The 25733-nt window shown below is 72.0% G+C and carries 22 protein-coding genes; 9 read left to right on the top strand and 13 right to left on the bottom strand.

Features of this window, described 5'->3' with window-relative positions; all coding sequences use genetic code 11:
* The first annotated feature begins 146 nt into the window (after window positions 1–146).
* Window positions 147–404, top strand: a complete 258-nt coding sequence (locus tag ABEA43_RS47750; protein ID WP_345572738.1) for a hypothetical protein — start codon at window positions 147–149, stop codon at window positions 402–404.
* On the opposite strand, the gene ABEA43_RS47745 is transcribed toward ABEA43_RS47750, so the two are convergent.
* Window positions 340–1458: an MFS transporter gene (locus ABEA43_RS47745; protein WP_345572737.1), complete on the bottom strand. Its 1119-nt coding sequence runs from the start codon at window positions 1456–1458 to the stop codon at window positions 340–342. The two genes, ABEA43_RS47750 and ABEA43_RS47745, sit on opposite strands and share 65 nt — an antisense overlap.
* Window positions 1459–1534: 76 nt before the next feature.
* Between ABEA43_RS47745 and ABEA43_RS47740 the strand changes: the two genes are divergently transcribed.
* On the top strand, window positions 1535–2482 hold the full coding sequence (locus tag ABEA43_RS47740) for a nitroreductase/quinone reductase family protein (protein WP_345572736.1): 948 nt from the start codon (window positions 1535–1537) through the stop codon (window positions 2480–2482).
* A 67-nt stretch (window positions 2483–2549) separates the two neighbouring features.
* On the opposite strand, the gene ABEA43_RS47735 is transcribed toward ABEA43_RS47740, so the two are convergent.
* Window positions 2550–2894, bottom strand: a complete 345-nt coding sequence (locus ABEA43_RS47735) for an STAS domain-containing protein (RefSeq protein ID WP_345572735.1) — start codon at window positions 2892–2894, stop codon at window positions 2550–2552.
* A 217-nt stretch (window positions 2895–3111) separates the two neighbouring features.
* On the opposite strand from ABEA43_RS47735, the gene ABEA43_RS47730 reads away from it, so the two are divergent.
* The gene (locus ABEA43_RS47730) at window positions 3112–3432 is read left to right on the top strand and encodes a helix-turn-helix transcriptional regulator (RefSeq protein ID WP_345572734.1); all 321 of its coding nucleotides are present in this window, start codon (window positions 3112–3114) and stop codon (window positions 3430–3432) included.
* A gap of 467 nt (window positions 3433–3899) precedes the next feature.
* On the opposite strand, the gene ABEA43_RS47725 is transcribed toward ABEA43_RS47730, so the two are convergent.
* On the bottom strand, window positions 3900–4124 hold the full coding sequence (locus ABEA43_RS47725) for a hypothetical protein (RefSeq protein ID WP_345572733.1): 225 nt from the start codon (window positions 4122–4124) through the stop codon (window positions 3900–3902).
* Window positions 4125–4440: 316 nt separating this feature from the next.
* Between ABEA43_RS47725 and ABEA43_RS47720 the strand changes: the two genes are divergently transcribed.
* Both ABEA43_RS47720 and ABEA43_RS47715 read left to right on the top strand, forming a co-directional pair.
* Window positions 4441–5832, top strand: coding sequence for a flavin monoamine oxidase family protein (locus ABEA43_RS47720; RefSeq protein ID WP_345572732.1), 1392 nt, complete (start codon window positions 4441–4443; stop codon window positions 5830–5832).
* A gap of 83 nt (window positions 5833–5915) precedes the next feature.
* Window positions 5916–6863: an aldo/keto reductase gene (locus tag ABEA43_RS47715; RefSeq protein WP_345572731.1), complete on the top strand. Its 948-nt coding sequence runs from the start codon at window positions 5916–5918 to the stop codon at window positions 6861–6863.
* 36 nt (window positions 6864–6899) lie between these two features.
* Here the strand turns inward: ABEA43_RS47715 and ABEA43_RS47710 are convergent, their stop codons facing one another.
* Entirely contained in the window at window positions 6900–12746 is a 5847-nt protein-coding gene (locus ABEA43_RS47710; RefSeq protein ID WP_345572730.1) for a VWD domain-containing protein, read from the bottom strand.
* Window positions 12747–13213: 467 nt separating this feature from the next.
* On the opposite strand from ABEA43_RS47710, the gene ABEA43_RS47705 reads away from it, so the two are divergent.
* The gene (locus ABEA43_RS47705) at window positions 13214–14104 is read left to right on the top strand and encodes a hypothetical protein (protein ID WP_345572729.1); all 891 of its coding nucleotides are present in this window, start codon (window positions 13214–13216) and stop codon (window positions 14102–14104) included.
* Between the two features lie 3 nt (window positions 14105–14107).
* Here ABEA43_RS47705 and ABEA43_RS47700 read toward each other — a convergent pair whose 3' ends face one another.
* The 5 genes from ABEA43_RS47700 to ABEA43_RS47680 all read right to left on the bottom strand — a co-directional run bounded on the left by ABEA43_RS47700 (window position 14108) and on the right by ABEA43_RS47680 (window position 18982).
* Window positions 14108–14986: an HTD2 family dehydratase gene (locus tag ABEA43_RS47700; protein WP_345572728.1), complete on the bottom strand. Its 879-nt coding sequence runs from the start codon at window positions 14984–14986 to the stop codon at window positions 14108–14110.
* Window positions 14987–14991: 5 nt separating this feature from the next.
* Window positions 14992–15723 (bottom strand): 3-oxoacyl-ACP reductase FabG, encoded by a 732-nt coding sequence (fabG, locus tag ABEA43_RS47695; RefSeq protein WP_345572727.1) that lies wholly within the window; start codon window positions 15721–15723, stop codon window positions 14992–14994.
* 37 nt (window positions 15724–15760) lie between these two features.
* A complete protein-coding gene (locus tag ABEA43_RS47690; protein ID WP_345572726.1) occupies window positions 15761–16978 on the bottom strand; it encodes a CoA transferase in 1218 nt (405 codons plus the stop codon).
* A gap of 2 nt (window positions 16979–16980) precedes the next feature.
* A complete protein-coding gene (locus ABEA43_RS47685; protein WP_345572725.1) occupies window positions 16981–18147 on the bottom strand; it encodes an acyl-CoA dehydrogenase family protein in 1167 nt (388 codons plus the stop codon).
* A 178-nt stretch (window positions 18148–18325) separates the two neighbouring features.
* A complete protein-coding gene (locus ABEA43_RS47680; protein WP_345572724.1) occupies window positions 18326–18982 on the bottom strand; it encodes a response regulator in 657 nt (218 codons plus the stop codon).
* A 139-nt stretch (window positions 18983–19121) separates the two neighbouring features.
* Between ABEA43_RS47680 and ABEA43_RS47675 the strand changes: the two genes are divergently transcribed.
* Window positions 19122–20354, top strand: coding sequence for a DUF418 domain-containing protein (locus ABEA43_RS47675; RefSeq protein WP_345572723.1), 1233 nt, complete (start codon window positions 19122–19124; stop codon window positions 20352–20354).
* Window positions 20355–20538: 184 nt separating this feature from the next.
* Here ABEA43_RS47675 and ABEA43_RS47670 read toward each other — a convergent pair whose 3' ends face one another.
* The 3 genes from ABEA43_RS47670 to ABEA43_RS47660 all read right to left on the bottom strand — a co-directional run bounded on the left by ABEA43_RS47670 (window position 20539) and on the right by ABEA43_RS47660 (window position 22049).
* The gene (locus ABEA43_RS47670; protein ID WP_345572722.1) at window positions 20539–20859 is read right to left on the bottom strand and encodes a hypothetical protein; all 321 of its coding nucleotides are present in this window, start codon (window positions 20857–20859) and stop codon (window positions 20539–20541) included.
* 162 nt (window positions 20860–21021) lie between these two features.
* Window positions 21022–21534 carry a signal peptidase II gene (locus tag ABEA43_RS47665; RefSeq protein WP_345572721.1) on the bottom strand — a complete coding sequence of 171 codons (513 nt, stop codon included), beginning with the start codon at window positions 21532–21534 and terminating at the stop codon, window positions 21022–21024.
* A 74-nt stretch (window positions 21535–21608) separates the two neighbouring features.
* Window positions 21609–22049, bottom strand: coding sequence for a hypothetical protein (locus ABEA43_RS47660; protein ID WP_345572720.1), 441 nt, complete (start codon window positions 22047–22049; stop codon window positions 21609–21611).
* A 205-nt stretch (window positions 22050–22254) separates the two neighbouring features.
* On the opposite strand from ABEA43_RS47660, the gene ABEA43_RS47655 reads away from it, so the two are divergent.
* Together ABEA43_RS47655 and ABEA43_RS47650 are read left to right on the top strand one after the other, a co-directional pair.
* Window positions 22255–23523, top strand: coding sequence for a sensor histidine kinase (locus ABEA43_RS47655; RefSeq protein WP_345572719.1), 1269 nt, complete (start codon window positions 22255–22257; stop codon window positions 23521–23523).
* Window positions 23508–24155 (top strand): response regulator transcription factor, encoded by a 648-nt coding sequence (locus tag ABEA43_RS47650; RefSeq protein WP_345572718.1) that lies wholly within the window; start codon window positions 23508–23510, stop codon window positions 24153–24155. Before ABEA43_RS47655 ends, ABEA43_RS47650 begins: the two co-directional genes overlap by 16 nt.
* 1 nt (window position 24156) lies before the next feature.
* Here ABEA43_RS47650 and ABEA43_RS47645 read toward each other — a convergent pair whose 3' ends face one another.
* Window positions 24157–25689, bottom strand: coding sequence for an FAD-dependent monooxygenase (locus tag ABEA43_RS47645; RefSeq protein WP_345572717.1), 1533 nt, complete (start codon window positions 25687–25689; stop codon window positions 24157–24159).
* Window positions 25690–25733: the final 44 nt, after the last annotated feature.

The raw sequence follows: 25733 nt of genomic DNA, 5'->3' as shown, positions 1-25733 counted from the left end.
CGCTCACAGCGATCTCCCAGGGCCGTTATGACAACGCTGTCAGCCCCCATCTGTTAAGGAAGTTTTCAAATCAGAGGTGCCCTGTCAAGACGGGGATCGGCCGCGGGTTCGGGGTTGTGGCATCATCGACGCAGGAAGGTCTTCTGATGCGCGATCACACCGGGTCCGGCGCCGACCGGCCATCGCCCGAGATAGAGATCCCGATCTCGCTGTCCAGGATCCGGATCAAGTTCTTCGCCTTCGCCGGCCTGACCGCCGGCTGCGCGATTTTCGGGGCGACCGGCTGGCTCACCCTCACACTGCTGCTCACGTGCGTCGGGATCCTGCTCGCCGTGGCGATCATCGGGGGCAGGGAGTTGACGCACGCGCTCTTCTTCGGGTCACCGGCCGACGGATCGCGATAGGGACCCTGTCGCGAACGCGAAGCCGGAGCGCGGTCAGCGGCGTCGGTGCCGTGGCAGGAGCACGCTGACCACCGCGATGGCCAGGCCGAGGCCGGCCGGTGATCCCGCCGAACAGCAGCAGCAGGCCGTTGCCGACGGCCACCGCCCGGATGGCGAACAGCCGCAGGGGCACCATCGGCCGGGTGGCGAACCGCGCCTCCACCACGATGAAGACGACGAGCAGGAGCAGGCCCGCCGCCACCGGCCCGGCGACCGGCCAGGACGACCAGCCGTGATCGGCGCCCCGCATGACGCCGTAGACCAGCGCGGCCAGCCCCGCCGTCCCCGTGACCGCGCCGGCGAGGTCGAGCGGCTCCCGCCGGCCGGCTCGCGTGCCGGCCGGCGACATCACGGCCACGGTGATCAGCACCACGCCGATCGGCACGTTGATGAGGAAGACCCATCGCCACGACAGGCCGGTGGTGGTGGCCCCGCCCGCGACCGCGCCGGCCATCCCGCCCACGCCGCCCGAGGCGGACCACGCGCCGAACGCCTTGGCGCGCGCCTTCGGCTCGGTGAAGGAGGTGTTGATCACGGCCAAGGTCGCCGGGGCCATCATGGCCGCTCCCTGGGCGACACGGGCCGCCACCAAGATCTCCGGAGCGGTGGCCGGTCCGCCGGCCAGACTCGACACGGAGAACAGCAGCAGCCCGCCGACCAGCATCCGCCGCGGGCCGAACAGGTCGGCGGCGCGTCCGCCCAGCAGCATGAATCCGGCCTGGTCGATGAACTGCTTGAGCTGCGCGGCCGGCGTGCCGAACCGGGTCGGCGTCCCGAACGCGTACGCGTCGGCCCACGCCAGGTCCTCGACCGAGGCCTGGGTGATCGACGTGGCGGCGTCGGCGTGCCGCCGCCACAGCGGGTTCTGGTCGATCGCGCTGTCGGGCGCCAGCTCGGCGACCCGCCGCAACCGCACGCCCGCCCCTGCCGAGGCGGCGCCCTCTGCGACGGCCTGCGCGAGTGCGTGCACGCTGCCCGTCGCGCTGTAGTAGATGACGGCGACCTTCACGGTCATGCCGGCTCCTCGATGACGTAGGATTAGTTATGCGGATAACTATTATGCGCATAACTAATCTGTCAAGGAGAGCCCCGTGGACTTCGAGCAAGCTGACGCACTCAACCAGGCCATCCGCCTCCTGAGCCTGCGCCACCGGGCCAGGGCCGCGGCGCTGCTGGCCCCGCTCGGGCTGCACCCCGGGCAGGAGGCGCTGCTGCTCGAACTCGCCCGATCAGGCCCGACGATCCAGGCCCAGCTCAGCGAGGCGCTCGGCTGTGAGCCGCCCAGCGTCACGCTCATGACCCGCAAGCTCGAAGCCAGCGGCCACATCCGCCGCACACCCGCACCCTCCGACAGGCGCGCCACCGTCGTCGAGCTCACCGACAGCGGCAGGGCCCTGGCCGACCAGGTCAAACAGCTCTGGTGTGCGCTGGCGGAGGAGACCGTGACCGGCCTGCCCGCCAAAACGGTGGCCGAGCTCCCCGGCATCCTCAACACCTTGACCGGCAACGTGGACACCAGGCACCCCCGCCACCCGCTCGGCCGCCGGCACGGTCCGGTCGCGGAATCGCGGCGGACCGGGCACGCCGATCAGGGCACGGCGTTGACCGGCGACTACGAACCGAGCGCTCTGGGATGGGTCCGCGAGCACGTCGAGCAGATCGTGCGCACCGGCACGACCGACGGCGTCACGATCAAGGGCCTGCCCACCGTGCTGATGACCTACCGGGGCGCCAGGTCCGGCAAGCTTCGCAAGACGCCGGTGATGCGGGTCGAGCACGAGGGACACTACGCGGCCGTGGCGTCCAGGGGTGGCGCGCCGGCGAACCCGCAGTGGTACGCCGGCCTGGTCGCCGAGCCGGTCATCGAGCTTCAGGACGGCACGGCGACGGGGGCGTACCGGGCGCGCGAGGTGTCCGGGGACGAGCGGGCGCTCTGGTGGGACCGGGCGGTGGCGGCGTACCCGGACTATGCCGACTACCAGCGCAAGACCGACCGCCTGATCCCGGTCCTCGTGCTCGAACCGATCAGCGGGCGATAGAGCCAGGGCCGTCTCCGGTGTGGCAGCCGTAAGGCGTCCGGTACGGGTGCGGGTGGTCAGGCCGGGTTCACGAGGTCTCCCGGTGGCGGTCCGCGTGCCCGGCCTGCGCCGCGGCGGCGGCCTCGTCCACGCCGGGATGGATGTTCAGGGCGTCCCACACGCCGGTGATCTCCAGCATCCGGGCGGGCACGTCACGGATCGCGGCCAGGTGCACGGCGCCGCCCTCTTCGCCGGCGGCGGCGTTGAGGCGCAGCAGCACGTGCAGGCCGCTGCTGTCCATGAAGGTGAGCCCGCCCAGGTCGAGGAGCACGGGCTCGCCCGGAAGGCGGGCGGAGTCGAGGTAGGACTCGAACTGGCCGGTGTTGGTGGCGTCGAGTTCGCCGGTTACGGCGATCAGCACGCCGACACTCATCGGCCGGCAGCACAGCTTCAGCGGAGACATCGTTCCCCGTGCGGTAGGGCCTGCTGGGACCGGGTGACGGCATCGACGACATCGGCGGCCGTCACAAGTAAAGACTAGACCCGAAGTTATCTACCGGAAAGACTGTTCGTCATAAGATCTTCCGGCAAGGGGGTTCCGTCCACCCCGCAGGACCGTACGCGCCTGGGCGGAGAAGGCGAACAGAACCGTGAGCGTTTCCGACGACCGCCCGTCCACCTGGACATTCCTCACCCATCATGCCCGCGTGCTGATCGAGATCGCCCGCGACCCTGAAGTACGGCTGCGCGACATCGCCGCCAGCATCGGCATCACCGAACGATCCGTGCAGAGCATCGTGCGCGACCTGTACGAGGCCGATTTCCTGACCCGCGAGCGCGTCGGGCGGCGCAACCGCTACAACCTCAACCTGGATCAGCACTTCCGCTACCCGACCGAGGCCGGGCTGCCGATCCGCCCGCTGATCGACATGTTCACCGGGCACGACCTGCCCATGCGCACGACCGACTGAGCCCAACGGCGCAGCCCGGCAGGTCAGGGCCGCGTCGTGGCGGCAGGTTGCGGGGCAGGGGCTTCCGCGGGCGTCGCGAGGCAGAACGCACCTGGGCCGGACAGGGACTCTCGCCCTGTCCGGCCCCTGCCTGGCGCGGCACCACCGTTGCCGATTCCCCCCGAAGTCGGCAGCGGAGATCGCGCCGGTCCATGGCCAGGCGTCCCGGCCGCGGGAACTGCCCGACCTGCGCGAGAAACTACCCGCGCCCCTGTCACGGCAATGCCATCGGCAGGCCGGTTCTTGGGCACGAAGGCCCGATGCCACGTCGCGCCGAGGTCATGTCCCACCCGATGTCACGTCGCGCCCGGTGTCACGTCGCGCCCGACGTCACATCCCGTCCGATGCCACGTCGCAGCCCGGGGCACTCCGCGACCGCGGGCACCGGGACGTCGCAGGAGTTGAGGATCAGAGGGCCGCCTGTCCCATCACGCCGTGTCGTGGATGGGCGCCTGCCACATCGCGACGATCGCGTCGATCAGGCCGTCGGCGGTGGCCTCCCAGGTCGGCCGCAGGGTGGGACTGTGTTCGGCGAGGGCGCGTTCGCGCTCCACGCACATCTGCACGACCAGGTGCCGGGCCATGCTGCCGCGTTCGCGGTGGATCTCGGCGGGCAGGCCGGGCAGGGACCGCACCAGGCCGTCATGGAACAACCGCAGGATCGGGGCGACGCTCAGAGCTGAACGACGACTCGTCGCCCGGGCGGCTGGCGGACGTCGAACAGGCCGCCGCGGTGTGCCCCGCCCTGGCCATCACCGTCGAGGCCTGACCCCCACCTGGCGGGCGTCGATCACGGCGCTCAGCCCCGAGCGAGACGATCGGGGCCGGGCCGCGCGGTTTGACACCGCGGCGGGCAGCCGGAAATGATCTGAGCACAAGTCCATAGAACGAAGTCAGCGCCGTGGTGGCAGGTGGGTGCGCTGGCGTGTTCGCACATGTCGCGAACACGCCCGACACCCAGGAGATCGCATGTCCCACCATCATCCCGACGTGGACGTCATCGTGGTCGGCGCAGGCATGGCCGGCCTCGTGTGCGCGGAGCACCTCCGCCGCCGCGGGCGCCAGGTCGTGGTGCTCGAGGCCCGTGACCAGGTCGGCGGCCGTACGGCCGGCATCGAGGTCGACGGCGAGTCCGTCGATCTCGGCGGCCAGTTCATCGGCCCGGGCCAGGATCGCATGTACGCGCTGGCCGCCGAGCTCGGCGTGACCGTCTTCCCGACCCACACCGCGGGCGCGAACCTGCTGGTGACCGAGACCGGGCGGTTGAGCCGGTTCCGCGGCATGGTGCCGAAGCTCGGGCCGCTGACGCTGCTCGACGTGGCGCACGCGCAGCTCCGCCTCGACCGGCTCGCCCGTACCGTCGACGCCGAAGCCCCGTGGCGCGGCCCGGCCGCGGCCGCGCACGACGGGCAGACCCTGCAGACCTGGATCGACCGTACGCTCAGGACCCGCGGCGGGCGCCGGTTCCTGGCCCTCGCCTGCCGGGCGATCTGGGCCTGTGAGCCGAGCGAGCTGTCGCTGTTGCACGCGCTGTTCTACGTGAAGGCCGCGGGCAGTCTGGCGGCGGTGACCGACGTCGAGGGCGGCGCGCAGCAGGACCGGCTGGACGGCGGGGCGTACGGCGTGGCCGCCAGGCTCGCCGAGCGGCTGGGCGCCGCGATCCGGCTGAACGCGCCGGTCCGGCGGATCGAGCGGCACGATGCCGGTGTCGCCGTCTCCGTCGAGGACGGGACCACGTGGCGCGCCCGGCACGTGGTGGTCGCCGTTCCGCCGCCGCTCGTGGCCCGGATCGTCTTCGACCCGCCGCTGCCGGCCGCGCACGACACCCTCTTGGGGCGGCTGCAGATGGGCAGCGTCATCAAGTACGTGGCCGGCTACCCGGCGCCGTTCTGGCGGCAGGCCGGTCTGAGCGGCACCGCCCTCAGCCTGTACGACCCGATCACGATGACCGTCGACAGCAGCCCGCGGTCCGGGCGGCGCGGCGTGCTGATCGCCTTCGTCAACGGCGCGCCCGCCCGCGACCTCGCCACCCGTTCGCCCGAGGACCGCCGCGCGACCTTCCTCGACGCGCTCGGCCGCCTGTTCGGTCCGCAGGCCACCACGCCGGTGAGCTTCGCCGAGCGGAACTGGAACGAGGAGGCGTTCACCCGCGGCGCCTACTCGGCGGTGTTCCCGCCGGGCGCGTGGACCCAGCTCGGCTCCGCGTGGCGCGTGCCCGTCGGCCGGATCCACTGGGCCGGATCGGAGACCTCGCCCCGCTGGTACGGCTACATCGACGGGGCCGTGCGGTCCGGGCAGGCCGCCGCGGACGCGGTGACGAGGGCCATCGACGCCGAGCCGGAGGCCGGCCGGCGCTCCTGAACGACGTACCGGATGCCGGGGGTTGACCTTGAGTCCACTCCAGCCGCCAGACTCCCTCTCATTCCTGACAAGAGGGGTACGACATGGCACAGGTGAACCTCGCCCTCGGCGCGATGCGCTTCGGCACCCAGGTGGACGAGCGGACCTCGTTCGACCTGCTCGACCGGTTCGCCGGGGCGGGCGGCACGCTGATCGACACGGCGAACTGCTACGCGTTCTGGAACGACCCGGCCGGCGTCGGCGGGCACAGCGAGCGGGTGATCGGCGCCTGGCTGGCCGCCCGCCCCGGTGCCCGCGACCGGGTACGCCTCAGCACGAAGGCGGGCGCGCAGCCGGTCGGCGGCGGCGCGTGGCCGGCCAGCCGGGAGGGGCTCTCGGCCCCGGCGATCAAGACGGCGGCCGAGGAGAGCCTGCACCGGCTGGGCACCGATCACGTCGACCTGTTCTGGACGCACATGGAGGATCGATCGGTGCCGCTGGAGGAGACGGGGCACGCGCTGGCGCTGCTCGTCGAGTCCGGAGCGGTGGGCCGCCTCGGCGCGTCCAACCACCCGCTCTGGCGCGTCGAGCGCGCCCGCGGCATCGCCCAGGCGAACGGATGGCCCGGCTACACCGCGTTGCAGCTGAGCCACTCGTATCTCAGCCCGCGCCCCGGCGCGCCCGTCCCCGGCCAAAGCCATCGCTTCGGCTGGGTGACGGACGAGATCCTCGACTACGCCGACGCGGAGCGCGACCTCGCCCTGTGGGCTTACACCCCGCTGCTCAACGGCTCCTACACCCGCGACGACCGGCCGCTCGCCGAGGCGTACGACCATCCGGGGACGGCCCGGCGGCTGGCCGTGCTGACCGAGGTGGCCGGCGAGCTCGGCGTCACCCGCAACCAGGTCGTGCTCGCCTGGCTGGCCGGCGGCGAACCGGCGGTGACGCCGATCGTCGGCGTCAGCAGCGCCGCCCAGCTGGAGGAGGCGCTGAGCGGCGTCGCTCTCGTGCTCCCCGCGGAGCTGCGCGGGCGGCTGGACGCGGCCGCCTGAAGGGGCCCGGCGGGCCCCTTCGCGTCTACGACCTCGTCATGGCGCCGCCACCTTCGTCGTCAGGGATCCGACCTTGTCGGCTTGGGGGTTGAAGACGATCGTGTAGGTGCCCGTGACGGGCAGGGTCGTCGCCGCGATGGTGCAGTTGCGGCCGCAGTAGGCGGTGCTGCCGAGCGCCGTGCCGTCGGGCTTCCTCAGCGCGACCTGGGCGTCGGTGGAGGCGGTGAAACTGGTGCCGGTGAAGGTGACGGTGACCTGCTGGCCGGCGGTGCCGCTGAAGGTCCAGCTCCCGTTCTGGCCGGGGGTCGTGGTGGTCAGGGCCGAGGCCGGGCCGCCGATGGTGACGGCGGCCGGCGGGAGGTCGGTGACCGGGTGGGCCCTGAGGGTCAGCTTGCCGGTCTTCTCGTCCTGCGGGTCGAACTCCACGGTGTACGTGCCGGCGACGGGAAGCGCCACCGGCTCCAGGAAACAGTTCTTCCCGCAGTACGTCGCCGCCACCAGCACGGTGCCGTCCGGCTTCCTCACCGACACCCGCGCACCGGTGGAGGCGGTGAAGTTCGCGTCCGTGAGGTTGAACGACACGACCTGCCCCGCGCTGCCCGGCAACGCCCAGGAGCCGTTCTGCCCCGGCGTCGTCGTGGTCAGGGTCGAGGCGGCCCCGCCGACGGTGACGGCGCCGGTCAGGTGGGTGACCGCGGACGCCGCCAGAGCCAGCTTGCCGGCCTTGTCGTCCTTCGGGTTGAACTCCACGACGTACGTGCCGGCCACGGGAAGCGCCACCGGCTCCAGGAAACAGTTCTTCCCGCAGTACGTCGCCGCCACCAGCACGGTGCCGTCCGGCTTCTTCACCGACACCTGGGCGTCCAGGGAGCCGGCGAAGCTCGCGTCGGTGAAGTTGAACGACACGAGCTGCCCCGCGCCGCCGGAGAAGGACCAGGAGCCGTTCTGCCCCGGCGTCGTCGTGGTGAAGGCCGACGCGGCCCCGCCGAGCGTGACCGCGCCTGTCAGGTGGGTGACCTCGTAGAGCTGCAGGGTCATCGAACCCGTCTTGGCGTTCTGCGGCCTGAACTCGACGGTGTAGGTGCCGCCCGACGGCAGGACGACCGGCTCCAGCAGGCAGTTGCGCCCGCACGCGGTGTCGGCGACCAGGACGGTCCCGTCCGGCTTCTTCACCGCCACGTACGCGTCGTACAGGCTGGTGAGCGTCGTCCCGGTGAAGTTGAACGACACCCGCCGGCCCTCGGTCCCGGCGAACGACCAGACGGCGCTCTGGCCGGCGCCGACCGTGGTCAGCGTGGACGCCGGGCCGCCGACCGAGGTCGTGGCGGTGACGTCGCCCTCGGTGAGCTGCGCGGTCAGCGAGCCGGCGAGGGCCTTGCGCGGGTCGAACAGGATCGTGTACGTCCCCGTCTCCGGCAGGGTGATCGGGGCGAACATGCAGAGCTTGCCGCAGGACGTGTCCTCCCGCAGGAGGGTCCCGTCGGGCCCCTTCACCGAGACGGCGGCGTCGGAGGCGGCGGAGAACGTCCCGCTCATGAACGCGATGTTGACGTACTGGCCCGCGGTCCCGGTGAAGGTCCAGGCGCCGTTCTGGCCGGGGACCGTCGTGGTCAGGCGGGAGGTGACGCCGTCGATCGCGACCGTGGCGGCGACGTCGGCCACCAGGTACGTCCGCAGCGTCAGCGCGCCGGTCTTCGCCCCCTTGGGCCGCAGGTCCACCGAGTACGTGCCGGCCGCGGGCAGGGTGACCGGTTCGAGCAGGCAGCCGGTGCCGCAGTTGGTGTCGGCGACCAGGTCGGTGCCGTCCGGCTTCCTGACCTTGACGACGGCGTCCGAGGAGAGGGTGAACGTCGAGCCGGTGAGGTCGAACGAGACCCGCTGGCCCGTCGTCCCGCTGAACGTCCACAGGCCGCGCTGCCCGGGGATGGTGGTCGTCAGTGTGGACGCCTCTCCCCCGGCGGTGATCTGCGCGGTCACGTCCGGCGGCACGATGTTGAGCTGGGCCGAGATCGAGCCGGTCTGGACGGCGGCCGGGTCGGCCACCACCTGGTAGGTGCCGTTAACCGGCAGCACGGTCGTGTCGAAGTAGCAGGAGCTCGCGCAGAACGCCGACGGCACGAGGACCGAGCCGTCGGGTTTGCGGATGTAGGCGTTCGCGCTGGTGAACGTCCCGCCGGAGAGCGTGACCGAGATCCGCTGCCCGGCGGTGCCGGCGTAGGACCAGATCGGGTTCTGCCCCGGGCCCTTCGTGGTCAGCTTGACCGCGTCGCCGCCCGGGGTGAGCGTCCCCGTCACGTCACCCTCGGTGACCTGCGCGGAGATGGAGCCCACCGTCGTGCCGGACGGGTCGAGCACGACCGTGTAGGTGCCGTCCGCCGGGAGCGTGAGCGTGTCGAACGCGCACGACGCCTTGCAGAAGGTCGAGTCGAACAGCTCCGTGCCGTCCGGCTTGCGCACCAGTGCGTACGCGCTGCTGAACGTCCCGCCCGTGAGGGCGAACGCGATCCGCTGCCCCGTCGTGCCGGCGAACGACCAGGTGGCGACCTGCCCAGGGCCGGTCGTGGTCAGCTTCACCGGGTCGGCTCCCGGGGTCAGCGTGCCTGTGGCGTCGCCCTCGGTGACCAGGGCGGAGATGGAGCCCACCGCCGTGTTGGAGGGGTCCACGGCGACCGTGTACGTGCCGTCCGCCGGGAGCGAGACCGTGTCGAACGCGCACGACGCCTTGCACCAGGTGGACCTGAACAGGTCCGTGCCGTCCGGCTTGCGCACCGACGCGTACGCGCCGCTGAACGTGCCGTCCGTCAGGGCGAACGCGATCCGCTGCCCCGCCGTCCCGGCGAACGTCCAGTACGCCCGCTGCCCGGGACCGGTCGTGGTCAGCTTCACCGCCCCGCCGCCGACGGTCAGGGAGCCGGTGACGTCGCCCGCGATCGCGCTCACCGTGACGGAGCCCGTCCGCACGTCGGCGGGATCGACGAGCAGCGTGTACGTGCCGGTCGCGGGCAGCGTGGTGGAGTCGAAGGCGCAGGCCGTCGGGCAGTAGGTGGAGCCGAACAACCGCGTCCCGTCCGGCTTGCTGATCGAGGCGTAGGCGGAGCCGGCCAGCCCGCTGACCCCGAACGCGACCCGCTGGCCCGCCGTGCCGGCGAACGACCAGGACGCGTTCTGCCCGGGGACGGTGGTCGTCAGCGTGGACGGCGACCCGATCGCGACCGTGCCGGTGACCGCCGCGGGCACCTCGAACAGCCGCAGCGAGATCGAGCCCGTCTTCGCGTCCTTCGGATCCCACACCACCGAGTACGTGCCGGTGACCGGCAGGGTCTCGGTGTCGACGAAGCAGGCCTTGCCGCAGGAGTCCTGGGCCAGGATGCTGCCGTCGGGCCTGCGCAGCCGCAGGTAGGCGTCGCCGAGCGAGGTCAGGGTGCCGTCTGTGGCCTCGGCGGAGATCTTCTGGCCGGCCGTTCCCGCGAACGTCCAGGTGCCGAGCTGGCCCGGGTCGGTGATCGTGAGCGGCACCTTCGGCCCGCCGATCGCCGCGGTCGTGACGACGTCGGCCCCCAGCGTGTTCACGCTGAGCTTGTAAGGGCCGAACACGTCGTTCCACGGCGAGACGCGCAGCCGGTAGGCGCCGGCCGCCAGGCCGTCCACGCGCTTGGCGCCGCACAGGAAGGAGGTGGCCGCACTCGTGCCCGCGGCGTTCAGCAGCTGCCAGCTGAGCCCGAACCCGGGGCACTCCTGCGCGTTGACGAAGATCGAGCCCGGCTGGTCCAGCGTGAACCGGTACTCGTCGACCGCGACCTCGCCCTCCAGGTTGCCCGCCCCCTCGCCGGGGACTCCGTCCGAGGCCGTGAACGGCAGCGGCACCGCGAACGTCTGCGGCGGGACGACGTCGAGGTCGAGGCCGATGTTGTCGAGCCCGAATGCCTGGTTCGAGATGCCCGCCGCCCCGGTGACCGAGACCTTGACCTCGATCTGGCTCTTCTTGTGGGTGACCGGCAGCGTGCTGCGGTATCTGGCCCACGGCAGGCCGTTGGCCAGCGTCCCGGACGCGACGGGCGTCAGCTCGCTCGGTGTGATCGTGTGCGGGTCGTCGCGGTCGGTCTCGACCGTGACGGTCTCGGTGTCGGAGTCGGACGCCCAGTCGCCGACGGTCAGCAGGTCGAAGCTGAGGTTGCCGCGCTGGTGCGGCGGCAGCGACTGCACGAAGAACCGGTAGGAGTCCTTTCCGCTGAACGGCCCGGCGAACGAGCTCACCGCCGGATCGGCCGACACCCGCGAGGGCAGCACGTTCTTGCCGAGCGTCCCTTCGAAGTCGATCGTCAGGTCCCCGTTGACGTCGACGGCCTGCGCCGCCGGGTCGAGGCTGACCTTCTTCTGCTCGGCGGCGGCCGTCGCGAACGAGGTGTCCGCAGTCAGCGCGATGTCCAGGACGCAGTCGTTGAACGGCACGCCCGGCTGGACGCCGCTCGCCTCGCACTGCGCGGTCGCGAGCTGCATCTGCTCGGGCGTCAGGTCGTGGATCGTGATGATGCGGGAGGGGAACTGCAGGTTCGTGAAGGTCGCGGTGCTCTCGCCCGGGCCGTAGGTGAACAGCGACTCGGTGTCGTCCAGCCGCCAGGAGTTGGCGTAGTCGGTGTGCAGCTGGGCCGGGGTGGCGTTGGCGGGCAGCTGGGTGCCGTTCCGCAGCTTCAGGTCGTTCTTCGGGTCGCCGTCGGCGTTGCCGAGCAGGCCTTCGAGGTCGCTGTCGGCGGCCGGCGGCAGGTAGAGGCCGGCGGCGCCGCGGCGCCAGGACAGGGCCGGTCCCTCCAGGCCGTCGAACATGACGACCCACTTGCCGTCCTTCTGGACGATGAACGCGTTCTTGCCCAGGTAGAGGATCTTGCCGGCTTCGAGCGTGCGCTTCTCGCCGTCGATGTACAGGTCGTTCTCGTGGAACTCGACCTTGTGGTCACCGGCCTGCATCGCGGCGTCGAACATCACCGACACGTCCCGGCCGCCGCTGGCGGGGCTGAGCCGGCCGTGGATCTCCAGGCCCCACTTGTCGGAGCCGGCGAGGACGAACTCGCCGACGGACTGCAGGTCGTAGCCCAGGCCGTCCAGGGTGGTGAAGTGCGGTTCGCCCTTGACCAGGCCGCCGTGCTCGGAGAAGTACCACCACAGGATGAGGATGATCAACGCGGCCACGCCGAGCGCCAGCGCCGCCTCGATGGTGATGAAGCCGGCCGCGCGCAGGAACAGCGCGCCCCGCTGGCTGGCGAGGAACAGCTCGACCTCGGCGGTCAGCGCCGCTGCCGCGGCCTCGACACTGCCGTACGCGGCGACGTCCCCGGCGAGCGTGGTCGTGCCGACGGTCGTGATGCGCTGGATCAGCGGGAGCAGGATCGGCGGGACGGGCCATCTGTTGTCGTCATCGTTCTCGTCCTCGTCCTCGGCCGGGGCCTCGGCGGGCGGGCTGCCGGGCGGGGGCTGCCGCTTGCGCTCCTCGCACTTGCGCTGCTTCTTCACCTCCTCGATGTGCAGGAGGCCGGGAGTCGGCGAGATGGCCTTGTACGTGGACAGCTGGAACCCGTCCTTGCCGTCCACCTTGCACGTGGCGTTCTTGTTGTAGACCTGGAACCAGTCCTGGTAGGCGCCCCAGCGGTTGAGCACCGTGCCGGCGCGGACGTTGCTGACGCCGTTGGCGGCGATCACGGCGGCGTACCGGGCGACCTGGCCGCCCCAGCCGGAGTAGTCCGGGTTGTCCTTGACCTTGGCCTCGATCACCTCGGCGAAGCTGTTGCCGGCGCGATCGTAGTAGACGATGTCGGGCCGGCCGGCGCTGAGGGTCGGCTCCCATTGGAGCTCGGGGTTGATGACCGCGCCGGCGGTCGCCGGGATCGGCACGCCGAGCTGGTCGTTGAGGTATTTGATGGCCCTGGCCTGCCCGATGGCCTCGACGCCGCCGGACGGGCTGCACTCGCTGGGCTGCTGGTAGATGTGGGTGCCGAGCGCGGGGCGGGCCCGCAGGCAGGCCTCGTTGATGCGGCGGCGGGTGGAGTAGGTGCCCTTGAAGATGCAGCGCTTCTGGCCGCTGCGGCCGTTGGCCCAGTCGTCGCTGTTCGGCTGGCATCCGGCGGCCGCCTCGGCCCATCTGGCTAATAACGTGTCATGGACCGGAACCAGGAAGCCGGCCATGAGCACGGCCACCATGATCATGCTAAGACGCCGCACGCGTTCACCCCGAATAAAGAGGACATAAGACTGGCAGCCGGACGGTACACCAAGAAGATCGTTTCGCGATAGATGGCGTGATCTCCCCAATTTCGCGATCTTTGACTAGGCTGCGCTCCGGATCAGTAAGAGGAGGTGTCGTGGTCGTCGACCGGTCGTGGGAGATCGCTTTCGACGCACTGGCTTCGCGGCCGGTGCGGGCGGCCCGGATGGTCCTCGCGGCCCAGGGGCTCGACCGGAACGCCGTGATCGTGCTGGACGCCGACAGCGACGCGTTCGTGACCGTCCCGGGCCTGCCGGCGCACCTCTCGCGGGAGACGGTGTCGCTGTCGACCGACGGGACCGTGCTGGTGTTCCTGACACCGCAGGACGACGGCGCCGGGCCCATGCGGGTGGTGCTGCACACGCTGGCCACCGGCGCCCGCCGGGAGTTCGCCTCCGACGACTTCATGCGCGCGGCGCTCGCGCCGGACGGCGCCCTGCTGGCGGTCCTGGCCGACCTCTCGAACGGGCCCGGCATCCCCGGCGTGGGCGACGAGAGCGCCGGTGTGGCGCTGATCGAGACCGCCACCGGCGCCCGCAGGACGCTCTGGTCGGCCGAAGGCTACTGGGAGGAGTCCTCGATCAGCTGGTCCCCCGACGGCCGGCTGCTCGCCGCGACGTATCTGACGACGGACGACGTCCTGACCACGGTGGTCCTCGACCTGTCCGGCAAGGAGCTCGGCTCCTACGCGGAACGCGTCGCCCTGCCCGGCCCGCACTCCGTCTGGGCCTCCGGCCGGGAGCTGATCGTCTACCCGGAGCCCGACGACGAGGGCCCGCTGATCGCGATCGACGTGCCGACCGGTGGCGAACGCCGCTTCACCAGGCAGGGCTTCGAGGCCTACCTCGCCGTCAGCGGCGGCCGGGTGGTCCGCCCCAGCTCGTCGCCAGGGCGGTTCGTCACGACCGACCTGAACGACGGAGACGAGCGGCCCTTCCTGACCGTCAGCCCGGCGGTCGCGATCGACGCCCTCGACATCGTCCCCTGACCGTCAGCCCAGCGGATGGCCGGTGCTTTCCTCCTCGAAGTCGATCGTCAGGGTGGTGCAGGCCGTCTCGCCCTGGCCGTACACGCCCAGGCTGAGCGCGTCCGGGTCCTCGATCTTCCTGAGCCGGGCGGGCTGACCGCAGAACAGCGGGCTGCGGTTCCGGTGCCGCATGCGGGCGACGCGGCCACGGTGCCCTTCGAGGCGGAGCACCTCGGCCAGGGCCAGCGTCATCAGCGGCCCGTGCACCACCAGGCCGGGATAGCCCTCGACGCGGGTGGCGTACGGCCAGTCGTAGTGGATCCGGTGGGCGTTCGACGTGGCGGCGCTGAAGCGCATCAGCAGGGCCGGGTCCGTGGCGAGATCCCAGCTCCACTTCCCCGTCCGCGCGAGCGGCGGCCCGGCCAGGGCGGCGACCGGCTCGGCCGGGGTCTGCGAGGGCGGGACGGCCGGGGAGCCGCGGTAGATGAGGTCCTGCCGCTCCTCGATCGCGAGCCGGTCGTGCTCGTCGTACAGCCTGGTGGCCACGACCACGACGACCAGCTCGCCGGTGCGGCCGGTCTTCCCGGTGACCGACTCCACGGACGCCTCGCGGCGGACGGTGCTCCCCACCGTGAGCGGGACGTGGAAGACGACCTCGCCGCCGGCGAACATGCGCCGCGGCAGCTCGACCGGGGGCAGGAACGTGCCGCGCGCCGGATGGCCGTCCGGCCCGAGGGCGGAGGAGGCGGGCCAGCGGGCCAGGGCGAGCCAGTGCCACAGCGGCGGCAGGACGTCTCCCTGGCCGATCGCGGGCGTGCCGTCGTCGAACAGGGCGGACAGCGCCGCCACGGGATGCGGATCCACCGTCTCGGTGGTGGTGACGGTGTGCGGTGCCCAGCTCATCGCGGCTACATGTACCTTCCGCCGGTCACTTCCAGCACCGTGCCGGTCATGTACGAGGACAGGTCCGAGGCCAGGAACAGCGCCACGGTGGCGACCTCGCCTGGCTCGCCGGCGCGCTGCATCGGGATCTCGGCCAGCTTCTGGTCCCATGCCTTCTGCGGCATCGCCTCGGTCATGGCCGACCGGATCAGGCCCGGCTGGATGACGTTGACCCGGACCCCGTGGTGGGCCAGCTCCTTGGCCGCGGCCTTGGACAGGCCGACGATGCCGGCCTTGGCGGCCGAGTAGTTCGTCTGGCCGACCATGCCGACCTTGCCCGACACCGAGGAGATGTTCACGATCGTGCCGCTCTTCTGCTCGCGCATGATCGCGGCCGCCTTGCGCGTGCCGTTCCAGGTGCCTTTGAGGTGCACGTCGATGACCTGGTCGAACTGCTCCTCGGTCATCGTCCGCATGGTGGCGTCGCGGGTGATTCCGGCGTTGTTCACCATGACGTCCAGCGAGCCGAACGCGTCCAGCGCCGTCTGGATCAAGGCGTCCACGTCGTCGGCGTCGGAGACGTCGCAGCGGGCGGCCCGTGCGGCGCCGAGCTCCTTGGCCGCGGTCTCGGCTGCGGCCAGGTTCAGGTCGCCCAGGACGACCCTGGCGCCCTCCTTGACGAAGAGCCCGGCGATGGCGAGCCCGATGCCCTGGGCGCCGCCGGTGATGACCGCGGTCTTACCGTCGAGCAACGTCATGATTCTCCCTCACTTGATCGGATCAGCTGCGCCGCGATCACATTACGCCGGAGGCGCCGGGGAGGACGCCGTCGTCCCGCAGCTTCGCGAGGTCCGGCGCGGACAGCCCGAGCTCGGCCCGCAGCACCTCGCCCGTGTGCTGCCCCACCGACGGCGACGGCTCGGGCGGCGGCTGCTCCCCGTCCATCACGACAGGCGATCCGGGCGCCAGGTGCCGGGCGACGCCGGGCTGCGCCACCTCCGCCATCAGCGGGTTCTCGGGCAGCCCGGCCACCAGGTCGGTGAAGCTCCGGTACGCCGACCACAGGACGCGGGTGCCGCGCAGGACCGACTCGGCCTCGGCGCGGGTGTGCGCCGCGAACCAGCCCGCGAGCAGGTCGCCGAGCACGTCGCGGTGCCGGTAGCGGGCCGACTCGTCCTCGAAGTCCGCCCCGAGCGCCGAGCCCAGCGCGGAGACCACCCCGGTGAGGCCGGTCGCGGCCACGAGGTCCCGCCAGTGCCGGGGCGTGAGCGCCACGACCATCAGGTGCCCGCCGTCGGCGGTGCCGAAGTCGCGGCCGAAGGTGCCGTAGACGTGGTTGCCGTCGCGTTCGCGCGGAGTGCCGTTCAGTTGCGCTTCCGCGAGGTAGCCGAGATTGCCCGCGGTCGCCAGCGCGACGTCCTCCAGGGCGACCCGCACCTGCCGGCCCTCGCCGGTCAGCAGGCGGTGGCGTTCTGCGGCCAGCAGCCCGACCGCCAGGTAGAGGCCGGCGGCCACGTCCCAGGCGGGCATCGGGTTGTTCACCGGCCGCGCCAGGTCCTCCGGCCCGGTCAGCAGGGGGAACCCGGTCGCCGCCTGGACGGTGTAGTCCACCGCGGCCCCGCCGTCCCTGCGCCCGGTGAGCAGCACGTGGATCAGGTCGGGGCGGCGCGCGCGCAACGCCTCGAAGGCCAGCTCCAGATGCCGATCGGCATTGCTGACCACGATCCCGCCGCGGTCGCCGCCGGCGACGATCAGATCGGCCACGAGCCGGCGTCCCCGCTCGGCGGACAAATCCACCTCGATGGCGCGCTTGCCCTTGTTCAGCCCCGACCAGTACAGGCTCGTCCCGCTCTCCGCCAACGGCCAGCGCGTACGGTCGACCGCGCCGCCGACCGGCTCGACCCTGATCACGTCGGCGCCGAGCTGGGCCAGCGTCATCCCGCACAACGGCGCCGCCACATAGCTCGACAGCTCGATGATCCGCATGCCGTCCAGCGGCTGTGCCCGCCGCACGGTCACGCTTTCCCGTGCGGGAGCGTCGTCGCCCCTTTGAGCAGTTGCTTGGCGATGATGACCTTCTGCACTTCGCTGGTGCCCTCGTACAGCCGGAACAGCCGCGCGTCGCGGTAGAACCGCTCGACCGGGACCGTCCGCATGTATCCCATTCCGCCATGGATCTGCACGGCGCGGTCGGCCACCCGGCCGACCATCTCGGAGCAGAAGAGTTTCGCGCACGACGGCGCCATGCGGCGGTCGCCGCCGTCGTCGTAGGCCCGCGCCGCCTCCAGCACCATCGCCCGTCCCGCGTACAGCTCGGTCTGCGAGTCCGCGAGCATCGCCTGCACCTGCTGGAACTCCGCGATGGGACGGCCGCCCTGCCGGCTGGCGGCGGCGTGGGCGACGCTCTCCTCGACGAGCCGCTGGGCGAGCCCGACGCAGATCGCCGCGATGTGCAGCCGGCCGCGTGCCAGCGAGCGCATGGCGGCGGCGAAGCCCTCGCCCTCGACCTCGCCGATCAGCGCGGACTCCGGCACGAAGACGTCGTCGATGAACACCTCCGCGGTGTGCGCGCCGCGCTGCCCCATCTTCTCGTCCTTGGGGCCGACGCTGAGCCCCGCGGCCCCTGACTCGACCGCGAAGACGGAGATGCCCTTGGTGCCCTCGGTGTCGGCGTTCGTCCTGGCGAAGACCATGAACAGGTCGGCGCGGTCCGCGTTCGTGATGAACCGCTTCTGGCCGGTGAGCCGGTAACCGCCCTCGGCCCTGACCGCCCGGGTCCGCAGCCCGCTGGGGTCCGAGCCCGCCTCCGGCTCGGTCAGGGCGAACACGGCGATCTTGCTCCCGGCGGCCAGGTCCGGCAGGTGCCGCCGCTTCTGCTCGTCGGTGCCGAAGTTCACCAGCACCTGGCCGGCGATGCCGTTGTTGGTCCCGAGCATCGAGCGGAAGGCCGGGGTGGTGTAGCCGAGCTCGATCGCGAGCTGGACGTCCTCGGTCATGGAGAAGCCGAGACCGCCGTACTCCTCGGGCAGCGCGAACCCGAACAGCCCCATGGCGGCCGCCTTGGCGCGGATGGTGCCGGGGATCTCGTCGGTCTGCTCGATGACGTCTTCTGCCGGCACGACCTCCTTGCGCACGAAGGTCCGCACGGCGGCGAGCACCTCCTGGAAGGCTTCGGTGTCCACTGGCCCGTCTCCGTCCTGGTCGATTCACGCGGTCTGCTCGGACTGTATCGGCGGCGGTCGGCACGGGCTGCGGGTGTCTCGGGCGGGTGTCTCGGGCGGGCGTCGCGGGCGGGCGTCTCAGGCGGGCGTCTCAGGCGGTGGGCGGCGGGCGGCGCGGCCATTGGGCGGCGCCGGGCTCTCAGGGAGCTCCCATCAGGCCGCTTTCCCAGGCCCAGGCGACGATCCCGGCCCGGTTGCGGACGCCGAGCTTGGTCAGCACGGCGGAGACGTGCCCCTTGACCGTGCTGAGCGAGATGAACAGCTCGGCGGCGATCTCCTGGTTGGTGCGGCCTCTGGCGATCGCCCGGACGATCTCGCTCTCCCGCTCCGACAGCGGCGGCGAAGGCCGGCGGACGGCCGGGGCGCCGACGGACGTCATGTGGCGCAACAACCGCAGGGTGATCGACGGGGAGATCAGCGCGTCCCCGGCGTGCGCCGCCCGCACGGCCTCCACCAGCAGGTCAGGTCCCGCGTCCTTGAGCAGGAAGCCGACCGCGCCGCCGCGCAGCGCGCCGTGGACGTACTCGTCGAGGTCGAACGTGGTGACCACCACGACCCGCAGCGGGGCGGCGACGCCCGGCCCGGCCAGGGCGCGGGTGACCTCGACGCCGTCGAGGCGGGGCATCTGGATGTCGACCAGGCACACGTCCGGGCGCAGCCGCCGGGCCAGGGCGACCGCCTCCTCGCCGTCGGCGGCCTCGGCGACGACCTCGATGCCGGGCTGGTCCTCAAGGATGACGCGCAGGCTGGCGCGCACCATCGCCTGGTCGTCGGCCAGCAGGACGCTGATCGTCATGGGCGTCCCTCGTTCACGCGCTTCAGGGTAGGCCATCGGCCCTCTCCCCCTTAATCGGCCGAAAGTACGGTCTCGCCGAGCGTGAACCCTGCTTCCGACCCGTACCGGGCAAGATCGCAGGTCGGCAGGATGTGTCCCCATGTCACGTGATGAGTTCCCGCCGTCGCAGCAGGCCCGGCGCCGACCCGGCCAGCCCGAGCCTTACGGCTTCGCCGCTCCCGCACCCTACGGCTTCGCCGCTCCCGCACCGGAGCCGCCCGGCCCCGTTTCTCCTGCACCCGCAGGACGCCACGTCGCCGCCTCCGGGGAGCAGCACCCGGCCGGACCCCCGCGCATCGCCGTGCCTGGGGAGCCGCGCTCTGCCGGGCGGCCGCGCATCGCCGCGCTCGACGTCGTCCGCGGGTTCGCCCTGTGCGGAATCCTGCTGGCCAACGTCAAACCGATCGCCCACATGGTCGGGTCCGTGTCCGCCACACAGCCCGTGGTGACGACGGAGCAGGACGGCTCCTGGCTGGACCTGGGGCTGTTCGTCGACCAGCGCTTCTTCCCCATCTTCTCCCTGCTGTTCGGCATCGGCTTCTCGCTGCTGCTGGAGTCCGCGGGACGCCGCACCGCCCACCCGCGGGTGCTCCTGCTGCGCCGGCTTCTGGCGCTGCTGGTCCTGGGCCTGGCTCACATGTTCCTGCTGTGGCGGGGCGACATCCTGACCATCTACGCCGTCGTCGGCCTGGTGGTGCTGCTGCCCTCGACCTGGCTGCCGCGCTGGGCCGTGGCGGTGCTCGCCGCCGTCCTCATCGCGACGCCGGCGCTCCTCGGCAGCAACGGCGTGACGCTGGTGCCGGGCCTGTTCCTGCTGGGCTCGGCACTGACGCGGTACGGCGTGATCGACCGGATCGAGCGTTCCGTCCGCGTCCCGGCCGCGCTGGGCCTGCTCTTCGCCGCCGGCGCGGTGCCCGCCGTGTGGCTGCAGATCGAGTCCGGGGCCGCGGGCTCGGGCGGTTTCAGCACCTGGTTCGCCGTCGCCGGACTGCTGATGGCCGGCACGTACGTGTGCGCTCTGCTGCTCCTGCTCAACACGCCCCTCCGGCCGGTGCTCCAGGGCGTCCTCGCCCCGCTGGGCCGGATGGCGCTGACCAACTACCTGTCCGCCACGGTCCTCGTCCTGGTGGCCACCCCGCTCGTCGGCGGCTCGCCGGACGACTGGTCCTCGGCGACGGTGCTCCTGATCGCCGCCGCCATCCTCGTCCCCCAGTGGCTGCTGTCCACGCTCTGGCTGCGCCGCTACCGCCAAGGCCCCCTCGAATGGCTCTGGCGCTGGGCCACCTGGCTCACCCGCCCGCCCATGCGCCGCACCCCCAGGACGCCGGCTTGATCTCAACCGCGGTCGAGGTTGCCGGATGAGCTGCCAGGACCCGTCGCCGACCGCCCGCTGCGTTCCACCCACAAGCCCGGCGGCTGTGCCACTCGTGCCCGTCCGTGACGGCGTCAGCGCCAGAAGGCGCTGAGCCAAGACCGGCCGGGCGCGGCGGCCCACGCGGGCCGCCGGCGCACCGGTCTCAGTACTTCTTGGTGCTGTAGGTGTGGCCGACCGCCTTGGGGTAGCCGCTCGGGCAGTGCGCCTCCGACTGCGCGCCGGCGCCGACGACCCACACCCAGGGGCCGTTCACCTTCTTCGTCGCCGAACCGCTGGAACAGGTGGCGATCGCCCGGACGTAACCGGCGCCGCCCGTGCAGTGCGCCCATGTGTACGCGGAGCGGTAGCCGATGCCGCTGGAGCAGCCGCTCGGGCCCGGCTCGGCGCTGGCGACGCCCGGCGTCAAGGCGAGGACCCCGGCCGCGACCACGCTCACCGCGAGAGTGTGCAGAGTTTTTGTCATGCCCGGAACCCTAGGCGCGCGGCGGACGCCGTGAATTCCGTTGAATCCGCCGAGCGACCAGGCAGCGGTCGCCGGCGAAATCCGCGCCCGCGATGACCAGCGTGGCGCTGATCCATTTCAGCGGTTCGTGATGGCATATGTCACAAAAGAACCCGCATGAAGTCAGGCGGGCTCTTCGCCCGGCGCCTTGGCCAGCGGCACCCCGCGCAGGCTGAGCAGCACCGTCACGACGCCCCCGCAGGTGAGCGCGATGTCGGCGACGTTGCCCACGAACAGGCCGCCGTAGTCGATGAAGTCCACGACGTGCCCGTGGGCGAAGCCGGGCTCGCGGAAGAGCCGGTCGCCCAGGTGGGACACCGCGCCGCCGAGCAGCACGCCCAGCACCAGCGCCCAGCCCGGGGAGGTCAGCCGGCGCGCGATGTAGAGGATGCCGCCGACCGCGACCGCCGCCGCGAGGGCGAACACCCACGTGGCGCCGGTGCCGATGGAGAACGCGGCGCCGGCGTTGTACAGCAGCCGGAACTGGATCAGATCCGGGATCACGGTGATGCGCTCGCCGTCGGACAGCGCGGTGACCGCCCAGCGCTTGGTGAGCTGGTCCGCCAGCAGGACCACCACGGCCAGCACGAGCATCATGCCGTACAACCGCCCAGTCGAATTCCGCACGAACCGCATCACGACCTCCATGCCGTAGAAACGCCTCGCATTGTTCCATGCCGGTCATAAGGCGGCCGCTTCCCGCCGAGAAGTCAGCGCGCTGTGGAGAAGGCGGCACGCAGCCGGGCTCCGTTGACGACGAACGCGGCCGGTACGAGGGCCAGGGCGCCGGCGAGCTGCATCGCGACGAACCACGCCGGGAGCGCGCCCGGGATGGCGTCGATGGCGACGATCGCGATCGGCACGACGACGGAGATGACGCGCACGCGCACGTAAGCCCATCGCGCTCCCCGTGCGGCGCGGACGGTCAGCCAGTAGGTCACCACGGCGCTCGCGACCATTCCGCCGGTACGGCCCCACATGAACGACGTCACTTCAGAGCCCGTGACCGAGAGGAGGACGACCACGACGAGGACGGCGACGCTGAACGCGCCATAAGCCGCGACGGAGGCCTTCGTCCTGCCGAAGGCCTGCCGGAGGTGCGGGTGGCCGACGTGGCGGGCCTCGGCGGTGGTGCGATCGGAGGTCTTCATGTTCTTTCCTTCCATAGTGATGTGCCGGGACTGGAGCCGACGTTATGGAGTGCACAGGTCCGGGCGATATGTGGCTGGACGCACGGTTGGGTGGGGCTAGACCCACTTCAGCGCCATATCGACCGGCTTCGGGTGATGTGCGGTGCACGGTGGATGCGGGAGCCGCGCATGAGTGCGGCCGGACCATGAAGTAAGAAGGAGAACTATGAGTCAGCCGGTGTCGTGGGTGGTCAGCGCCTGCGTGGGGTTCGTGCGATCGTGCGTCGTGCTGGTCGTCGCCATGCTGGTCCCCGCCGTGTGGGCCGCCGCTGTGGCGCTGTGGCTCTGGTGGTGGGGCGGAGACCCGTGGTCGGGGATAGCGCCGCTTCTATGGGCGTGCGTCGGCACGCTCGCCCTGTCCCGCCCGGTGTGCCGGATGGTCCGCTCCCTCGTCGCGAGATGGACGGGCACCGTCATCCCCGCCGGATACCGGGAGGCCGGGCCGGTGACGCAGATGGCGACCGGCTACTGGTGGAACGGCCACTCCTACGAGCGCACCAGCAGGGACGCCCGCATGGACCAGCACTGGCGGACCCGGTGGCGCGATCCCGCCACCTGGCGTGACCTGCGGTTCACGGCGATCGCACCGTTCACCATGGGCGTGATCGCGGCCGTCCCGCCGGCCGCCGTCGCGGCGGCGGTCCTCGGGCTGGCCCAGCCGGCGCTCCCCGCGCGCCTCGCCGGGGTGCTCGGCCTGGTCGTGGCCGTCGCCACCGCCCCCTACGCGTGGCGGGCCGCCGAGCCGGTGGCCGTCCGCTTCCTGCGCGCGTCGCCCGCGATGGCCGCGATGACCGCGGCCGGCCGGGTCGATGAGCTGACGGCCCAGCGCGCGGATGCCACGGTCGCGCAGGCCGCCGAGATCCGCCGCATCGAACGGGACCTGCACGACGGAGCCCAGGCCCGCCTGGTCGCGCTCGGGCTGTCGCTGGCGACCGCGGAAAAGCTGATGGCGACCGACCCCGACCAGGCCAGGGCGCTCATGCGGGAGGCGCGGGCCGGCGCCGCCACGTCGCTGACCGAGCTGCGCGAGCTGGTCAAGGGCATCAGCCCGCCGGTGCTGACCGAGCGAGGGCTGATCGACGCCGTTCGCGCGCTCGCCCTGGACAGCCCGCTCGAAACGGCCGTCAGCGCCGGCGTCCGGCTGCGCCTGGACCCGCCGATCGAGTCCGCCCTGTACTTCGGCGTCGCCGAGCTGCTGACGAACGCGGCCAAGCACGCCCACGCGACCCGGGCACGCGTCTCCATCGCCCGGGACGACACCGGCATCGTCGTCGAGGTCGAGGACGACGGCCGGGGCGCGGCCGGCGAACGAGCCGGCGGTGGGCTCGCGGGGCTGCGGCGGCGTCTCGCGGTCTTCGACGGCACCCTGGAGATCACCAGTCCGGCCGGTGGTCCGACCCGGGTGAGGATGGTCGTGCCATGCGCGTCGTCGTAGCCGAAGACCTCTACCTCCTGCGCGACGGGATGGTCCGCCTCATCGAGGCGTACGGGCACCAGGTGGTCGCGACGGCGGCCACCGGGCCGGAGACGCTCGCCGCGCTGCTGAAGTGGCGCCCGGACGTCTCCGTCGTGGACGTCCGGATGCCGCCGGCCCAGTCGGACGAGGGCCTGCGGGCGGCGCTCGCCGCCCGCGGCGAGGTCCCCGGCCTGCCGATCCTGATCCTTTCTCAGCACGTCGAGCAGCTCTACGCCCGCGAACTGCTGGCCGACGGCTCCGGCGGCATCGGCTACTTCCTCAAGGACAGCGTGTTCGACGCCGACCAGTTCATCGACGCGCTGGAACGCGTCGCCGCCGGCGGCACCGCCATGGACCCGGCCGTCATCGCCGCGTTGCTGTCCAGCGGATCGTCCCATCGGCGGCTCGGGCAGCTCTCCGAGCGCGAACACTCCGTGCTCGCCCTCATGGCGGAGGGGCTGTCCAACCAGGCCATCGGCCGGCGGCTCTTCCTCAGTGAGAGCGCCATCAGCAAGTACACCACCTCGTTGTTCGGCAAGCTCGGCATCACCGATGACGACGACGGCAACCGCCGCGTCCTCGCCGTCCTCGCCTACCTGAACAACCCCTGACCTACGTCAGGGCGGGCCCGAACCACCGGGTGAGCGCCGCGCGCAACCCCGCCGGGTCCGCGCCGTCCGCTCCCCAGGCGACGTAGCCGTCGGGGCGGACGAGCAGAGCCTGGGGGTGGTCGTCCAGCCCGTCCGGACGGAGGCGGGAGACGTTTACGCGGTCCCGCCAGCCGGCGGCCTCGGCCCCGGCCGCGCCGTCGCGGGTCAGGTCCAGCAGCAGGCCGCGGCCTTGGGCCAGGAGGTCGCCGAGGCCGTCCGTGCCGTCCAGCGCCACCGGGACGAAGCGGCCGGCCAGCGGGTGCGAGCCGGTGTGCGGCACGCGCAGGCCGATCCCGCTGAGCATCTCGACGAGGTGCCGCTTGGTCTGAGGGTGCTCGATGATCTCGGCGACGAGCTCGCGCAGGGCGCTGGAATGCGGGTCGGGACGCAGCAACGCCGTCTGCGCCTTGGTGTTGCGGAGCACCGTCGCGCCGATCGGATGGCGTTCGGCCGTGTAGCTGTCGAGCAGCGTCTCGGGGACCAGCCCGGCGGCGACGAGCCCGAGCTTCCAGCCGAGGTTGGCAGCGTCCTGCAGCCCGAGGTTGAGGCCCTGACCGCCCATGGGAGAGTGCACGTGGGCCGCATCGCCCGCCAGCAGCACCCGCCCCCGCCGGTACGCGCTGACCTGCCGGGCGTGGTCGGTCACCCTGGTGGCCTTCGACAGGCGGATCACCTCGACGTCGGCCCCGCTGACCCGCCGCAGGCTGGCCTCGAACTCCTCCCTCGTCACGGGCGTACGGCGATCGGGCTGCGGCACCCCGAACTCGACCGTCACGATCTGCCCCGGAGGCGGCTCGACGAACAGCAGCCCGCCCCCGGTCCGGTGGATCCCCGGCGTGAGCGCGTCCGGATCGGCGAGCTCGGCGGTGCCCAGCAGGGCGAGCATGGCGGCGTCGGCGCCGGGGAAGTCGAATCCGCACACGCGCCGGACCTGGCTGTGCCCGCCGTCGCAGCCGACCAGGTACGCCGCCCGCACCTGTTCCCCGCCGGCCAGAGTGGCCACGACCCCGCCGCCGTCGTCGCGCACGTCCGTGACCTGCCGTCCTCTGCGCACCTCCGCGCCGAGCGCGAGCGCCCGTTCCTCCAGGACCCGTTCCAGCCGCCCCTGCCAGACCGCGGCCTGAGCGGGGACGTCGGCGAGCCCGCCGTCCTCGTCGAGCAGCGGCAGGAACGCCAGATGTCCCTTGAGCCGCTGGGCGGTCCACTGCTCGGCCAGCGTACGGAGATCGCCGGGCGCGTCGTCTCCCGGCGGCCCGGCGAAGTCGGCGAACACCGGCCCCTCCGCCGCGCCGGCCCGCCGCAGCACCGCGTCCAGCAGCCCGCGCAGCCGCAGCGTCTGCAGGGTACGGGCCTGTACGCCCCGATCTCCCTCGTCCTTGTCCGGATCCGGCCGTTCGAGCCGCTCCAGCACGACGACCGACGCCCCGGCCAGTCGCAGCTCGGCGGCCAGGAACAGGCCGACAGGCCCACCGCCGGCGACGATGACATCCCACATAGGAGGCCCTTTCTGAACTTGAATTCAGATTCACTAAAGTTGAA

It is taken from the genome of Nonomuraea rosea (assembly GCF_039539705.1).
In the GTDB taxonomy this organism is placed as follows: domain Bacteria; phylum Actinomycetota; class Actinomycetes; order Streptosporangiales; family Streptosporangiaceae; genus Nonomuraea; species Nonomuraea rosea.
The sequence above is the reverse complement of the archived record's forward strand: the minus strand, read 5'-3'. Positions and strand labels throughout refer to the sequence as shown.